This is a genomic window from Amycolatopsis sp. CA-161197, from assembly GCF_050942255.1.
Lineage (GTDB): Bacteria > Actinomycetota > Actinomycetes > Mycobacteriales > Pseudonocardiaceae > Amycolatopsis.
This window is the reverse complement of the sequence record NZ_CP192059.1, coordinates 184,074-199,575: the sequence shown is the minus strand read 5'-3', so window position 1 is coordinate 199,575 and position 15,502 is coordinate 184,074. Positions and strand designations below refer to the sequence as shown.

General features: G+C 69.6%; 12 protein-coding genes. 4 read left to right on the top strand and 8 right to left on the bottom strand.

Annotated features, from left to right (window positions below):
- Positions 1 to 19 precede the first annotated feature (19 nt).
- Together ACQPXB_RS00965 and ACQPXB_RS00960 are read right to left on the bottom strand one after the other, a co-directional pair.
- On the bottom strand, positions 20 to 1,360 hold the full coding sequence (locus ACQPXB_RS00965; RefSeq protein WP_432849131.1) for a hypothetical protein: 1,341 nt from the start codon (positions 1,358 to 1,360) through the stop codon (positions 20 to 22).
- 313 nt (positions 1,361 to 1,673) lie between these two features.
- On the bottom strand, positions 1,674 to 2,243 hold the full coding sequence (locus ACQPXB_RS00960; protein ID WP_432849130.1) for a nitrate- and nitrite sensing domain-containing protein: 570 nt from the start codon (positions 2,241 to 2,243) through the stop codon (positions 1,674 to 1,676).
- 123 nt (positions 2,244 to 2,366) lie between these two features.
- Here ACQPXB_RS00960 and ACQPXB_RS00955 point away from each other — a divergent pair, with 123 nt between their 5' ends.
- Positions 2,367 to 2,687, top strand: coding sequence for a nucleotide pyrophosphohydrolase (locus ACQPXB_RS00955; protein ID WP_432849129.1), 321 nt, complete (start codon positions 2,367 to 2,369; stop codon positions 2,685 to 2,687).
- Here ACQPXB_RS00955 and ACQPXB_RS00950 read toward each other — a convergent pair whose 3' ends face one another.
- On the bottom strand, positions 2,688 to 4,253 hold the full coding sequence (locus ACQPXB_RS00950; RefSeq protein WP_432849128.1) for a 3'-5' exonuclease: 1,566 nt from the start codon (positions 4,251 to 4,253) through the stop codon (positions 2,688 to 2,690).
- A gap of 220 nt (positions 4,254 to 4,473) precedes the next feature.
- Between ACQPXB_RS00950 and ACQPXB_RS00945 the strand changes: the two genes are divergently transcribed.
- Positions 4,474 to 5,277, top strand: coding sequence for a thermonuclease family protein (locus tag ACQPXB_RS00945; protein WP_432849127.1), 804 nt, complete (start codon positions 4,474 to 4,476; stop codon positions 5,275 to 5,277).
- A 53-nt stretch (positions 5,278 to 5,330) separates the two neighbouring features.
- Here ACQPXB_RS00945 and ACQPXB_RS00940 read toward each other — a convergent pair whose 3' ends face one another.
- The 4 genes from ACQPXB_RS00940 to ACQPXB_RS00925 form a co-directional block, all read right to left on the bottom strand.
- Positions 5,331 to 6,185: a hypothetical protein gene (locus tag ACQPXB_RS00940; protein WP_432849126.1), complete on the bottom strand. Its 855-nt coding sequence runs from the start codon at positions 6,183 to 6,185 to the stop codon at positions 5,331 to 5,333.
- A complete protein-coding gene (locus ACQPXB_RS00935; RefSeq protein ID WP_432849125.1) occupies positions 6,185 to 10,219 on the bottom strand; it encodes an AAA domain-containing protein in 4,035 nt (1,344 codons plus the stop codon). The genes ACQPXB_RS00940 and ACQPXB_RS00935 overlap by 1 nt, the downstream gene beginning before the upstream one ends.
- Before the next feature lie 247 nt (positions 10,220 to 10,466).
- Positions 10,467 to 10,607 (bottom strand): hypothetical protein, encoded by a 141-nt coding sequence (locus tag ACQPXB_RS00930; RefSeq protein WP_432849124.1) that lies wholly within the window; start codon positions 10,605 to 10,607, stop codon positions 10,467 to 10,469.
- Complete coding sequence (locus ACQPXB_RS00925) at positions 10,607 to 10,828, bottom strand: hypothetical protein (RefSeq protein ID WP_432849123.1); 222 nt, start codon at positions 10,826 to 10,828, stop codon at positions 10,607 to 10,609. Before ACQPXB_RS00925 ends, ACQPXB_RS00930 begins: the two co-directional genes overlap by 1 nt.
- 217 nt (positions 10,829 to 11,045) lie before the next feature.
- Between ACQPXB_RS00925 and ACQPXB_RS00920 the strand changes: the two genes are divergently transcribed.
- Positions 11,046 to 11,672, top strand: coding sequence for a response regulator (locus ACQPXB_RS00920; RefSeq protein WP_285971182.1), 627 nt, complete (start codon positions 11,046 to 11,048; stop codon positions 11,670 to 11,672).
- Positions 11,673 to 11,774: 102 nt separating this feature from the next.
- On the top strand, positions 11,775 to 13,274 hold the full coding sequence (locus tag ACQPXB_RS00915; RefSeq protein ID WP_432849122.1) for a hypothetical protein: 1,500 nt from the start codon (positions 11,775 to 11,777) through the stop codon (positions 13,272 to 13,274).
- Here ACQPXB_RS00915 and ACQPXB_RS00910 read toward each other — a convergent pair.
- The gene (locus ACQPXB_RS00910) at positions 13,237 to 15,435 is read right to left on the bottom strand and encodes a hypothetical protein (RefSeq protein ID WP_432849121.1); all 2,199 of its coding nucleotides are present in this window, start codon (positions 15,433 to 15,435) and stop codon (positions 13,237 to 13,239) included. The genes ACQPXB_RS00915 and ACQPXB_RS00910 overlap by 38 nt on opposite strands.
- Between the last annotated feature and the right edge of the window lie 67 nt (positions 15,436 to 15,502).

The following is a 15,502-nucleotide window of genomic DNA, read 5'->3' as shown; positions in this document are numbered from 1 at the left end:
GAGCTACGTGCGAGGTGTTTCAGCTGGTCAACGAGCCAGACGCCGGAAGGTTACGCGGTTTCGGCAACGCGATCCGCGCCGCGCGCACTTCCGCGATCAGGCGCGTCTTCCGCCGGTGAACACTCACCAGGTCGGCCAGGTACCCGGTGAACTCTTCCGCCGTGCCGGCTCGTTTGTGCAGCGTGCGCAGCTTCTTCAGATGCTTCGCCGCTTCACGGTAGGCCTGCGGGTCCTTCTGCTCGATGAGCTGCTCGATCTGGCTGCGGTAGACCGGGATCGTCTCGGCCGGGTGCGCGACCTCGCGCGTCGCCGCCAGCTCCACGCGCAACGCCAGCGACCCACCGAACCGCACGCACGCGCGCCACGCCTCGTCGGGCCGATCCTCGGCGAGCAGCGCCCGCGCGAGCTCTTCGGCGCCTTCTCCGCTGTCGGCCGCGCGCTCCCTCAGCCGCGCAAGCGCCGCGACGCGCTGCACCGACCACACGCCCGCTTCGACGGCCGCCTCGCGCAACGCCGTGTACGTGACGTTGCCCGGCGCCTCGTCGAACTCCTTGCGCCGCAAGGCGACCGTCTCGTCTTCGGCCTCGGGCCTCGGGGCCTGTGTCTTGTGCGGCGTGAGCGCACGAGCCGCGTGCGCGATGGCCTCGCTGTGCCGCCCGGCCGCCCGCAGCACCCGCACGATCTTCAGGCTCACATCCACCCGCGGCGGCTTGGCGGACAGGATCGCGACCAGCGCGTCCACATCTCCGCGGACCTCGGCGAGCTCCTCCAGCAGCCGCTCCGCGACGTCCCGGCGATACCCCGTCGGTCCGGCCGTCAGGATCTCGTCCACAGTGGACTTGACTCGCTCGAGCCCCTTTTCCCCCAACGCCTCGGCAAAATCCGCCAGCGCGATCGTCGGCCGTCCCGGCCCGTCGAACTCCACTTCCAGCAGCCATTCCGCCAGCTGCTCCGGATCGGGCGGCCGCGCGACACACGCCCGCGCATACAGCTCGACCGCGAAATCCAGCTTGTCCCCGAGGTCCCCGGACGGATCCCCGGACTGCTCCAGCACCTCGCCGATGTCGTCCACCGTCCGGCGCGCGAGCGGCGCCAGATCCGCCGGGCTGCCCGCATCGAGCAACCGCTCCAGCGTGTCCAGCACCGCACCCACCTTGGCCGTGTACTCGACGTTGCCATCCTGCACGGCGGTGTCCAACAACCGATGCGCCTCCGCCACCTCACCCGATTGAGTGGCGCACCGCAATTCCAGCGAATGCCGTAACTCAGGGTCACGCCGCGCCTGGGCGTACAGCAGGTCCACCAGCGTTTCCGCGTCCAACGTACGCAGGTAGGGCCGCAGATCCGGGGGAGCACTCACGCGCACCAGTCTGCCCCATGCCGTTCGCCGCGCGTGTGGGCCAACTGCGTGCTCTTTCCGTCCCACCCACACACCCGGGGTGACCTGTGGTTATGGCCGGTTGGGGTTGTGGTGACCGGTCTTTGGAGGACTCCTCGAGCTCAGCGGGTCGCCGAACCGCTGCGTGCTGTCCCCGCCCGGTGGCGCGGTGCTGAGCGTTGCCGCAGGTCCGTTCCAGACCCCTGCTCCGGCCCGGGCGACCGCGGCGATGCATCCATTCGAGCCAGCCGCCGCGGGTCCGTGAGGCGGTCGGCGAGCCGGATCGCCACCGCCATCACCACGCCGGCGAAGACCACGATCGCGACGCCGCCGGCGCCGTCAGCGTGCTCCAGTCCTCGCCGCGAACGAGCGCTTCGTACCGGTCCCGGCCACTCTGCGTGAGCCGGCCCGCGGCGCTCGACAGTGTCGTCCGGTATCCGCCCACCGCGTCCGTGAAGAGCCGCCGAGTGGTCCCGTCGAGGCCCGCCAGCGCGAGGGAATCCGCGCGGTACAAGCCTTCCGTCGCCACCAGCAGGTCCACGGCCGTGTTCTGCTGGTAGGCCGTCTCCGCGTCCGGCGCCGCCCGGGTGAGCTCGCGCAGGCCGGCGATGGCGTCGTCGATACGCTGCGTATAACCGGTGTACTCAGCCAGCCGGTCGCCCGCGAGCAGCGCGTGGCCCCGCCGCTCCTGCAGCCCGACCACGGTCCGCGTCACGTCGTTCGACGCCCGCGCCGTCTCGTCCGCCAGCCCGCGCACGTGATTCGCTTGCTGCACCAGGAAAATCCCGATCACCAACGCCACCAGCACCAGCGCCGCACCGGGCACGAACGCGATCAGGACCACGCGCCTGCGCAGGTACTCCACGGCCCTTCCTTCCGCTTTTCCCCGACCCGGCCAACCACGCTAGGGAAACCGCCGAGCGACGGTCAACGAAAGTCCGCCATACGGCCGTTAGCCCACCGTGACCGCCGTGGTACGCAATCTCCCGTGACTCTCGACGCGCTCACCCAACGCCTCCGCGACTTCGCCGCCGCCCGCGACTGGGAACCGTTCCACCACCCGAAGAACCTCGTCATGGCCCTCTCCGGCGAAGTCGGCGAACTCATCTCCCTCTTCCAGTGGCTCACGCCCGAAGGAGCCCGCGCATACCGCTCCGACCCCACCCTGACCACCAACGTCCGCGACGAAATCGCCGACGTCCTCCTCTACCTGATCCAACTGGCCGACTCCCTGGACATCGACCTCCTCGAAGTGGGCAACGCCAAGGTCGACCGCAACGAGACCCGCTTCCCACCCGTGCAGCGCTGATCAGCCCGCCGCAGGGGCTCGGCCGGTTTCGCTGACGTACCAGCCACCCACAAGAAGGCCAACGCCGAGCACGCCGAAGAAGAACCCGCCGCCCAGGGCGAGGCCGCCGAACAGGCTGATCACGGTGATGAGCATGAGCAGGAAGCCGACGGCCATCATTGCGCGGCCGCCGACGACGGCGGGCAGGCGTCCGGCAGACTTCGGCGCGGAGTGTGCTGGAACCGGCGCGAACTGCTGAGTCGGCTGCGGCGGTGCGGCGGCCGTGGCTTCCTCGACAGGCCAGTCCGGAACCGGCTCGTACCGCGCAGCAGGCGGCGCCGGCAGCTCGTAAGCAGGAGACGGCGACGCAGGGGGCAGGTCGAAGCCAAGGGCCACCGGAGCCGTGGCGACGTCGACGACATCGGCACCCAGGTCCGCCGCTCGGGTCAGGCGGGGCTCCGTCGGCGGGACGCTCGCGTCGTACGCGAGGTGGGTGACGGTGGCCGTGAGCTTCTTGGCGAGTTGCACGCCCTCGTCGAGAACGCGGGCGCGGAGCTGGTCGGCCTCAGCGGTAGTGCCGAGTACCAGCACGCGCGTGGCTTTGCGGTCGGTGGTGGTCGGGCGAAGGTCGGCGACGACGTTGGGAACATCGAGCGCCGCGGCGACCTGACGAAGGGCGCGGTCCTCGTCAGCGGTCACCACGCCGTCGGCCTCCGCGACGGCGCGCAGCGCAGAGACGAACTCGGCGTGGAGGTGCCGGACGTCAGGCTCCGGCAGGCCCGCTTCGGCGGCCAGCCCGGCGAGCGCCCACACTTCTTCGCCGGACAGGTACTCGTCGGCGACGGCCTCGGCCAGCAAGTCCAGGTACGCCGCGCCGGCGGAGTCGGCAGTCGACGGCGAGGTCACGACCCGGTCGACGACGCCGGACATCCAGCCGCGCTCGGCCACCTCGACGTCAGGGCGGCGGAGGATGCGCCCGCCGGGGGCGTAGCGCGGGAGCTCGGGATACCGCGGCGGCGCGGCGAACCGCAGCCCGTGCGTGCCGACGAGCGCCGTCACCACCTGGGCGCACGCGCGAGCCGACGCCGACGCTAGGTGCGGCGGGAAGTCACGGATACCGAGCGCCCGCGCGATCGTGGCCAGCCGATAGTTCGGCAGCCGCAGCGCCTCCTGCGCCGCGATCGCCGTCGAGACGCCCGGGAGCGCAGGCAGCCGCACGCCCACGCGAGCCACCTCTTCGGCGAGAAACCCTTGGACCAGCGGCAAGTCGTGCGCCACCACCACCGCGCCACGGCACAGGTCCAGCAACGGCCCGAGGACGTCCGCGAACGACGGCGCGCCGACCAGGTCTCCGGCGGTGATCCGGTGCGGACCGCTCCAACTCGCCGGTAGCGACCGGCCGGGGTCGATCAACGTCGCCAGTTCTCCCAGCACGGCGCCGTCACCCCGCACTCGCACCGCTCCCAGCTCAACGATCCGACCCGAACGCAGGCCGGTGCTCTTCACGTCGATCGCCGTGAAGTCGACCCCGCGACCGGACAGCCGTCCACTGCGAGTGAGCGGCAGGAATTCGATCAAGTCGGCCATCGAGTCCGCACTTTCTTCTGAGAGGGTTCCGCGGAGGATCGCTCACGCGCAGTTGATCGTGACAGCCTTTTCCCGAATTCCCGAATCCGTGACAATTTCGTGATATCAACTCGGGGCTGTTCAGGTGATGATGGTCAGTTGCGCGTCATGGGCGTAACGCCGACGGGTTTTCCAACGAGAACCAGTCAGCACATCGCAGCCAGGATCGAGGAATTCCCGAATGCATCCCACCCCGGCGCCCGCCGCGCGACCCCGGAAGCGTTTTCCGAAGTGGCTGATGGTCACGCTCGGCGTTTTCGTTGTTCTGTTCGTCCTGGGTGCCATTTTCGGCAAGGCCCCCGAAACGCCGACGCAGCCTGTCGCCGCACCCGCGGCCCCCACCACGACCACCCCCACCACCACTTCGGCACCGCCACCCGTCACGTACACCGTGGACAAGGTCGTGGACGGCGCCACCGTCGAGCTCGCGGGCAGCGATGGCACCCACCGGACCGTGCACGTCCTCGGCGTCACCGTGGCGACCGGGAGCAACTGCTACGCAACGGAAACGCTGGCCTGGGCGACCAGCAAGCTCGCCGGTTCCGCCGTCAAGCTCACCACGGACACGACGACCGGCGTCGCGCTCGCCCTCGCGGACGGCACCGACTACGCGACGACCGCGCTGCAGAACGGCTACGCCAAGTTCGCCGTCGACGCGACGTCAACAGCCCTGCAAGCTGCGGAAACGACGGCCCGCGAGGCGGCCACGGGCCTGTGGGCGGCGCCGTGCAAGGGCGCGATCGACGGCCCGACGCCGCAAGCTCCCGCCCCGCCGGCGCCTCCGGTTACCAAGAAGAAGGAAGCTCCGGCGCCGCCGCAAACGCACGAAGAGCCGCCGCCCGTCGAAGAGCCGGATACTTCGTCGGTCTACTACAAGAACTGCACCGCGGCCAAAGCCGCTGGCGCCGCACCGCTGCACGCCGGTGAGCCCGGTTACCGGTCCGCGCTGGATCGCGATCACGACGGCGTAGCCTGCGAAGACTAGCAACGACGAAACGCGGCCGGCGGGGAAGAATCCCGCCGGCCGCTATCGCTATCTCATGAAATCGCGGGAACGTTTTCCTCAAGATCATTGAGCAAAGCGTGCACCGGCGCCCAGCACAACATGACACTGTCCTGATCGAACCTCGGCTGCTCTGCCAATTCCTTACGCGGGTGCACGAAGTTCCGAAAATCGCGGACGGTGTGCACAAACTTCGTCGCGTCGAGTTGAATCCAGTCCTTGCCGTGGGCGATGTCGATCATCTGCTGCAGCGTGACTCGATCCGGTTTGTTTCGCCGACCCGGATCACGAGGGTTCGGGAACCCCTTCTCCCGCAGCTCCTCATCACGCTCCAACAGCAACTGCAGCAACAGCCCCTCGACGATGCTCCCGATCCCGATCACCGCCATCGTGTAAGCCCCACCGCTCTCGCAGATCCGGGTCTCCTCCAGCCGACCCATCAGCATGTCGATGGTCACCGGATCAGCCAGCAGCTTCTCCAGCCGGCGGCGGAAGTCGGCGGGCTCGGAGAAGGTCGGCTGCTTCCCGTCGGGGCCCAGGCGCCCGACCACGGGACGGCCGGACACCACCGTCACGACCAGGCCCTCCGGCGCCAGCTTCTCGTTGACGATCGCGCGGAACTCGTCCGCGATCACCGCACCCTCGTCGTATTCAATCGGGTCACACACGCGGCAGAGGAACCGCTCGACGTCCGCGCGGTTCTCCCGACGCTCCTCGAGCTGCTCGGTCAGCCACGGGATGCGCGGCGAGCCGTCGTACTCCGGCGGATCGGCCCAGCCCGCGGCAGCCAGCAGCTCGGTGAGCTGGTAACCCTTGCGTTCGTACGGGCCGCCCATGTCCACGACCACCTCGGCGAGCCGTTCGACGGTCTTGGAGTCCAGCGGGAACATCAGTTCTCCTCCTTGTCGGCGAGCTGCTGGGCGATCTCGATCGCCCGGCTCAAGCGCTCGACGATGAGGGAGCCACGTCGGCGGAAACCGAGCTCGGTCATCACCTGCTGAAGCCGGTCGTCGTGATCGAGCAGGAGCCCGTCGCTCATCAGCCAGCGGCAGATCCCGATGAGCTGCCGTTGGGTGTACTCCTGGATCTTCAACCCGGCGGGCACATCAGGCCTCGGTCCCCGCGCCACCGGAACCGCGGCGACAACCGGCGCCGCCGGGACGATCTGCTCAACGACCGCGGGCTCGGCATCAGCGTCGGCCATCGCCTTCTCCCACGCCGCCACGATCCGGTCCGTCTCCCCGACGGGGTCCGCGAACCACGCCGACGACCAAAGCCGGTGAAACCGCCAGCCGAGCGTCTCGAGGTGCGTCTGCCGAAGCCGGTCGCGGTCCCGCGCGCTGTGCGAGCTGTGGTACTTGTGCCCGTCGGCCTCGACGGCGAGCACCATGCGGCCTGGATCGTCGCGATGCGCGAGCGCGAAGTCGATCCGGTAGTCGGAGAAACCCCACTGCGCGTGCACAGGCACGCCGCGGCCCTTCAGTGCGACGTCGATAGCTCGCTCGAAGCCGTTCAGCTCGCCGGCGACGTGCCGGCCGACCACGTCGATCGAGCCCCGCCGCTCGGCGAAGTCGAGGTAGCGGCGCAACAACTCCGTGCCGGTCACGCGTTCGGACGGCCGCAGATCGGCGGCGGTGAACGACGCCACCACCGTCATCCGCCGCTTCGCACGTGTGACTGCGACATTCAACCGTCGCTCGCTGCCCTGCTGGTTGAGGATGCCGAACGCCGTGTAGTTGATCTTCCCCGCGGCGTCGCGGGCCACGCCCACGCTGAGGATGATCGCGTCGCGCTCGTCGCCCTGTACGTTTTCCAGGTTCTTCACGAAGAACCGCCGGCCGAGCTCGACCTCGCCAGAGAAGAATTCCTCCAGTTCAGGGTGGTCCCGCCGGGCTTCGCGCAGCGCCCGCTCGACCCGCGCCTGGTGCTTCATGCCGGGCGTGATCACGCCGAGGCTCTCGTCGGGGCGGAGCCGTGCGTGCTCCAGCACCAGCTCGACAACGCGGGCGACCTCGGCCGGCGCGGAGCCGTTCTGCCCCGGCGACGCTTCGCCGTGCACGACCTCCAGCGTCACCGGGCTTTCCTGGTGAGCACCGGGGAAAGTGACCAGGCCGTTGCGGTAGATCTCCCGGTTGGAGAATGCGATCAGCCGCTCATCGGCACTGCGGTAGTGCCAGCTCAGCATCTCGGTGTTGGGCACCACCGGTCGCAGCGCCGTCAGGATGGATTCGAAGTCCGAGAGCTCGCCCGAGAAGTCCTCATCCTCTTCGTCGTCGGTCACGGCGCGGTCGAAGAACGCAGACGGCGGTAGCTGCTTCTCGTCGCCGGCGACCACCAAGCGGTGGCCACGCATGATCGACGTGATGGCGTCGTGCGGGCGGATCTGGCTCGCCTCGTCGAACACGACCAGGTCGAACAGCCTCGCGGCCGGCAACATCCGGCTCACCACCAGCGGCGACATCGCCCAGCACGGCCGCAGCGCGAGCAACACGTCCGACGCCTGCTCCACCAGCTTGCGGGTCGGCATGTGCCGGGTCTTCAGGCTCGCCTGCTTCTTCAGCACACTCGCCTGCTCCGGGTGCTGCTCCTTCGCCTCCTTGACCTGGCGGGCCACCGCCCGGCGCACCCGCGCGGCGGAGGTCACGCGGTGTTCGACGTCCTGGCTGCGGAACTCCTCGGCCGCGCGCGTCTGCCGATCGGCGACGAACTGAGCGAGTTCCGGCACGGTCAGCTTCAGCTCGTCTTCGATGGAAGCCAACCAGATGCGGGTGAACGCGGCCCAAGCGCCGTCGGCGTCCAGCTTCCGGGCCGCGATCCCCTCCACGAGGGGACCCAGCCCGAGCTGCCGGAACCGGTCCTGCAGTGCGATCAACGTCGGCATCCTGAACAACGTGTCCTGGTCGGCGCGCAGCTCACCCAGGCGCTGCTCGATCTGCGGCGCCGGCCCGTTCTCCAAGTCCGGTCGCCGGGCCGAGAGCGCCACCGCGGCGAGCTGACGACGCAACTCGGCGTAGTCCTTCATCATCTGGTCCAGGCCCGTGACATGCGCGGGCTGCGTGTGCCGGCCGCCGAGAGCCTGCCACTGGTCGCGTTGCCCGGCGATGCGCATGAGCTGCGCGTGCAGCTCGGGCCTCTTCGTGACGTGCTGCGTGGACATCGCGCGGATCTGCTTGACGAGCGCGCGCCGCTGCTTCCACGGCAGCTGCTGCGGGTAGCGGGCACGGGTGGCGCGATCGGCCGTCGCGTAGCAGAACGCGTCGAGGTGGGTGCCGAAGATGTCCGGACCGAAGGCGTGCACGCTTGACGAAACCTGGTCCAGCAGCTCCAGCACGTCCTGCCAGCCCGCGATGTCACGTGGCGGCATGAGCCCGGTCTGGCTCAGCAGCGCGTGCATGCCGTCCTGGCCGCGCTTGAGCGTCTTGTCAGCCAGCTGGTCGAGCTCGGCCAGCACCCGCCGAGCGTCGTCCGTCGTCCGGACTTCGGCGTTGCACCACGGGGTTTCCCTGCGCACCAGGCGCGGGCCACCCAGCTCGACGAAGTCGCGCAGCTCCTGTTCGAGCTTCCGGACCACGGTGGCGTTCAGGGCCTGCAGCTGAGCGCCGCGAAACGCGCCGGGCAGCCGGTCTCCGGGTGGAAGCGACAGCAGCCGGTCGCGGACCTCGTACGCGCTCAGCCCCCACGGCTCGCGCACCGCGTGCAGTTCGCGCGACTGGTCCAGCAACCGCTGTCGCGCGCCGGAAAGGCGGCCGTGCAGTGGCTCGGCGTCGACCGGCGGCTGCTTCGTGACGGCTTCGAGGCTGTCCGAAAGCTGCTTGGCGACGTCGCGCTTGCTGATCTTCTGCTGGTGCAGGTCGAGGACGAGGCCGCCGAGCTGCACGTCGGCCAGGCGGTTGAGCACCGCCTCGATCGCCGCGCGCTTCTCGGCGACGAATAGCACCTTCTTCCCGATCGCTGCCGCCCCGGCGATGATGTTGGCGATCGTCTGGCTCTTGCCGGTGCCAGGCGGGCCTTCGATGAACAGGTGCTGCCCGGCCAGCGCGGTCATGATCGCCCGGTGCTGCGACGAGTCCGCGTCCTGCACCAGGAACTCGTCGGCGGGCTGGAGCTGGTCCACGGACTGTGGCGCGAACCCGGACGCCGCGCCGGCGAGCTCGGCCGCGGCCGGCTGGTAACCGGCGATCGCGGCGACGAGGTCGTGGCTCGCCAGCAGCTCGGTGGCGTTCGCGAGATCCTCGACCATGGGGAGCTTGACGTAGTTGAACGTGCCGAGCACGACGTCGTTCTGCAGCGTGAGCTTCACGTTCTGCGCGGCGGCCACGGCGGCGAGCTCGCCGAACACGGCTTCGACCTGCTCCCCGTGCCCGGCACCCGAGGTGAGCACGTTCTCCACGTGCGCCGCGAAGTTCTCAGGGATGGTGATGCCGTAGTGCTCGTCGAGGACGTACAGCAGCACCGGATTGATCTCGACGTCCTCACCCGGCTCCACGGTGAAGTCGCTCTCCGCCGAGGTGCGTGGCTTCAGCGTCATCGGCCGCAACAACAGCGGCGCGCGCAGCGTCGGCACGGGCTTGGACCCCTTGTGCTGCTGGGGATCCGTGACCACGAAGCCCATCGCGATCCGGCCGACCTCCACACCCTGCTCTTCCTCGAATAGCAGGATACGGCGGGCCAGGCTCTGGGCGCTGGTGCAGGCGGCCCGGTGGCGCTCGGGTTCGGGGAACAGCGCCCGCAACGTGAGCTTGCTGCCGCCGGTCACAGTGGCGAGGGCGTCCGGCTCGGCGGTCGTCAGGTCAAGGCTGCCCGTCTTCGTGTTCTTGAAGACGACCATCGTGTTGTTGTGGCTGACGTCGGTCAGCCGGTTTCGCCACTTGTCGGCCTGCGCCGCGACCAGCTCAAGCCGTTGCGGGTCGATCTGCGCGGTCATACCGCTTCGTCTCCTCGGCAGAACGGTTCTTCGGACCTGTTGTGGCACAGGGCCCGCCGTTCTGCGACGAGCCGTACAGAATGGCAGAAGATCAGGCCCGGCGGAAGAGGCCCGTAGGCGCGCCATCGTCCGTCACCGGAGAGGAAGATCGCGACGGCTCGAGGTTTCGTGTCGGGTGCCGGCGCTGAACCACCCGTTCGGCCGCTTTTCGTCTCGATCAGGCAACTTTTGCCTGCGGGACAACGAGTTATGTGGACTCGCTGCTCGTCGACGGCTTGCTCGTCGTCACCACCTGTTGGGTCGGCATCGGGTCCGGTGGGCGCAGGAACGCGACCAGCAGCAGAGCCGCGACGGCCACCGCCAGGGCCGCGACCACGGCGATGCGCATCAGGCCGGCCGGCGGCGCAGGTGGAGGACCATGCCGGCGGACGCGGCGGCCGCGAGCAAAGCGCCCGACGCCACCAGGAACGGATCACCGAATGGGGATATCGACGTTTCCGGAATTGCGCCGGCCGGATTTTCCGGTTCCGCCTGTGCTGCGGCTGACCAGACCACGGTAATCCCTGCGACCAGGGCGAACGTACCGAAGACACAGCGAAAGAGAGGCAACAGGAAAACCTTCCGAAGAGTCCGGCGAAGCGTTGTCGGGCATATCGCCGTGCCAACGGAACCGTTACGGATCAATTCCGTGCGATTTCCCGCGGCAACCTGATCGGGTGCATCCGGTGATTTTTCGCCACACCTTCACAGAGCCCACGCCACGCCACCGACGTGTCCTCCGGCACCAGCACCAGCGACAGACCGCGCGACGCCGTAACCTCGGGGTATGCCGATCCAGGTGCTGCTCGTCGACGACCACGAACTGGTCCGCCGCGGCCTGCGCGACCTGCTGGGCGACGAGGCGGACATCGAGGTGGTCGCCGAGGCCGGGGGCGTCGAGGAGGCGCTGGCCGTCGCGATGCACGTGGAGCCGGACGTCGCGGTGGTCGACGTCCGCCTTGGAGACGGCGACGGCATCACCCTGTGCCGCGAGCTGCGGTCCAAGCCCAACCCGCCGGCCTGCCTGATGCTGACCGCGTTCGACGACGAGGAAGCCATGGTCGGCGCGATCATGGCGGGCGCGTCGGGCTACTTGCTCAAGCAGGTGCGTGGCCAGGACGTGGTCAACGCCGTGCGCGAGGTCGCCGCCGGCCACTCCCTGCTCGACCCCGTCTCCACGGCCCGCGTGCTCGACAAACTGCGCCACCCGCCCACCGACGACCTCGCCGCTCTCACCGACCGCGAGCGCGACGTCCTGGAGCTCATCGGCCAGGGCATGTCCAACCGCGAGATCGCCGAGCGCCTCTTCCTGGCCGAAAAGACGGTCAAGAACTACGTCACCTCGGTCCTCGCCAAGCTCGGCATGCAACGCCGCACCCAAGCCGCCGCCTGGATCGCCCGCCGCGGCAAGTGATGCCCGAAAACGCATACCCCCCCCCCGTCGTTTTGGCCCAAGGTCCCGGTCGATCCGGCGTATGACCGCTGGCTGACCACGGCGTTCGACCGCAAGGTGCTCGTGGTCGTCCGCACCCTGACCACGCTCACGCGCCTGCTCGACGTCGTCTCGTTGTTCGGCGGCGACCGGCGGATCCAGCTCGTCTTCACCCACGACGAGCGCCGGCCGGGCATCCTCTCCGCCGGCGTGGCGGAAGCCCTGCGCCGGCTTGGGCCGCCCGTCATCGGCTGGGACCAGGCCGCGGCGACCCGATTCGACCTCGCGATCGCGGCGAGCGAGAACGACGTGCTGGCGGAGCTCGACGCCCCGATTTTGCTGGTGCCCCACGGAATCGGCTACCAGAAGTACTATCCCGGCAGCCGCGTCACGTCCGGCTTCAACCCGGAAAAGCTGGTCCACGACGGTGAAGTGGTGCCGGCGGCCATCGCGCTGTCGCACGAAAGCCAGCGCGCGCAGCTGACCCGTTCGTGCCCGCCCGCCGCCGAACGGGCCGTGGTCATCGGCGACCCCTGCCTCGACCGCATGCTGGTGAGCCGGCACCGCACTCCCCGCTACCGCAAGGCGCTCGACGCGGGCGGCCGCACGGTCGTGACGCTCGCGTCGACCTGGGGCAAGCACTCCCTGTTCGGCCGCCGTCCCGAGTTGCCCGTGGAACTGCTGGGATGTCTGCCGTTCGACGACTACCGCGTCGCGCTGACGCTGCACCCGGGCGTCTGGGCGGCGCACGGGCCGTGGCAAGTGCGGGCGTGGCTGCGGCCGGCCATCGCGGCGGGGCTTGCGCTCGTCCCGCCCGACCACGGCTGGCAGGCGGCCGTGCTCGCCGCGGATTGTGTGTTGTCGGACGAAGGATCCGCCGCGCTGTACGCGGCCGCCGTCGACAAACCGGTGCTGCTCACGACACCGGGATCACCGACGACGGTCGCGGACTCGCCACTCGCCGCCCTCGCGCGGAGCGTGCCGAAGCTCGTGACGGGGCTCGGCCTGCGCGATCAGATCGACGGCGCGATCACTCGCCATCGGCTCGGCTCGCACGCGCCGATCATCGAGGAAGCCGTCGAAGACTCCCGCGCGCCGCTGCTCGCCGGCCTGCTCTATTCACTGCTCGACCTGAACCCGCCCGACGACCCGATTTTCCCGCCCGTCGCCGATCCCGAGCCGCTGACCTCGCCCGCTGCCGCGTTCGTGGCCGGCGTCGACGGATCGGGTGAACTCGTGCGGTTCCCGCTGGTCGCGGAGAAGTCGCCGGACCTCGAGTACCGGCACGTGCTCGCCCAAGCCGACAACGCCGAGCTGCGGGAACTCGACGCCGCCACTGTCGTCTACGCGGACGAGCCCGGACGACTCGCCGGCCTGCTCACCCACTGGCCGGCCGCTCGGCTGGCGGCCGCGCCGATCGACGGCGGCTGCGTCGTGCGCGACTCGACCGGCGCGATGCACGAGCTGACGGCTGATGCGGATCCCGTGCTGCTGGCCGCTTTCGCCTACGTGCAGCTGACGACAGGCCGGCCGTTCACCGGTCACCTCAACGGCGCCCCCGTATCCGCTCTTCGACAGCACTGAACTTGGCCGCGAACTCCGCCTGTCGCGGATGCCCAGCGGTGAAGTAGACCTGCCACGCCCGTCGCCACGCGTCGAGCGCGGCCGGCAGGTCGCCGCGAGCCTCGGCGAGGGTGGCGAACGCGGCGTCGAACTCGGCCGCGTATTGCGTCGCGCCCGAGGTGTTCGCGAGCTGCCACGCCTGGCCCAGGGTGTCGGCGGCGGCGTCGAAAGAGCCGAGGCCGGTCTCGGCCTTTGCCTTGACCAGCAGGATCCGCGAGCGGTTGCGGTCGTCGGCGGTGTGCTGCTCCGATTCGCCGAGCAGCGCGAAGACCTGGTCCCATCGCCCGAGCCCGACGAGGACGTTGGCGAGCATCCGGGTGTGGATGCCGAGACTTCGCGCGGCTTCCGGTCCCGCGGCGCGGTCGATGCGGACCGCTTCGTCCAGCAGCGTCACCGCCTCGGCCATCAGTCCCGGCGCCTGCTGCGGGTGCTGCCGGGCTTCTTCCTCACGGAACCGGCCGCAGAACTCCAGCACCGACGACAGCAGACCCGGCAACGTCAGCTCGCGCGCCAACGTCAGCGCCTCGTCCAGGAACGGCTTAGCCGTCGTGAACTCGTGCATCAGCAGGTGAGTGCGGCCCTGCTGGCTCAGCACACGCGTGAGCAACGGCCGGTCGCCGAGGCGGCGCGCGCCGCTGATGCCCCAATTGTTGATTTCGGCGAAGAGCCGGTGGTACCCGCGGTTGAGCATGAGCACTTCGAGCGACCCGCAGATCTGGCCCAGCTCGACATCGCGCTCACGCAGGTAGGCCTCCCGGGCGAGAGCGCCATAAGTCTCGCGGGCGGCTTCGACCCAGTCGAGTGGCTTGCGGCCTTCGAAGTTCGCCCTCGACTCGGCACCGGGCCGCGGTGTGTACAGGCGGAGGCGATCCGTGCCGTTGTGGAGATCCGCGGCCACGGCTTGGTCGCAGTGGAACTCGAGCGCTCGTTCGACCGCCACCTCGGCCGAGCCGCGGCGGCGGGCACCTTCGCGGATCAGGTTGTACAGCCGCTGCCGCGAAGTGTCTGTGTGCGCGACGAAGCCGGCGTCGACCAGCTCGTCGAGGGCGTCATCCGGTGAGCGGCCGAAGACCGCGGTCGCGCCGGCCGTCGTGAAGTCAGGTCCGGGGTGCGCGGCGAGGAGGCGGCACAGCTCCGCCGCGTCGGGAGTCAGCTCCGCGAAGGACTCCTCGAAGGCCGCCGCGATCACGTCTTCGCCGCCGAGCTTGCCCGTGGCCCGGAAACCTTCCAGCACCGACGCGACGGCGCCGGGACCGCGCTGCATGCGCCGCGCGACGCGGACCGCGGCGAGCCGGACCGCGAAGGGCATGTGGTCGCACAGGTCCACGAGTTCTTGGGCCGCAACGGGTTCGGCCGCTACCACGTTCGGGTGGGAGAGGTGGCTCAGCAGGGCGAGCGCGTCCTGTGGAGCGAGCCGGCCGACCTCGATCGGCGGCGCCGGGAACTCCATGCGGAGATCGTCGCCGGCCTTGATCGCGGTCACGAGAACGACGCTGTGCGGCGACGGCGGGATGAGGCCGTGCAGGTCGGTGGCCGCTTCCGCGTTGTCGAGTGCCAGCAGGAAACGGTGGCGCGCGGTGACCGAGCGATATTGCTCCCAGAGCTGAGGCGTTCCGGTGGCGGTCAGATCGTTGCAGACGTCGAGCGCTCGCACCACTCGCGCGGCCACCTCGGTGCGGCGCACCAGCGAACCGGACCGGTAGTCGGCGAGGTCGACGTAGATCTGTTTCGGGAGGTGCGGGCGCAGATCGGTGGCAAGACGGCTCAGCAGCGCCGTTTTGCCCGCGCCGCGCGGCCCGGTGACGAGGCGGGCACCGGGGCCGGCGACGAGCGCGCGTTCGGTTTCGCGGTCGACAAACGGTGCGGCCGACGCGGGAAAGTCGCTGCTGCTCCCGGTTCCCGTCGACTGGGGCAGCAGTGATTCGATCTGGTCGGCGAACTCTCGGTCGGTCGCGAGCAGCTCGGCGATCGCCGTCACGGCGCGCGCCTTGTCGCCCAGGATCGCCACCACGTCGGTGGCGGTCCGGCGTTGTTCGAGTTTGCGTGACACCAGCTGTTTCACCCCGCCGACCGCGGCCACAGCCATCGCTTTGACGACTTCCGCCGCCACGGCTTCCCACATGAAGCGACCCCCTCGTAACTGATCATGGCGACCCTAACAGCCACCTCCGACAGAACTGGTGACGTCG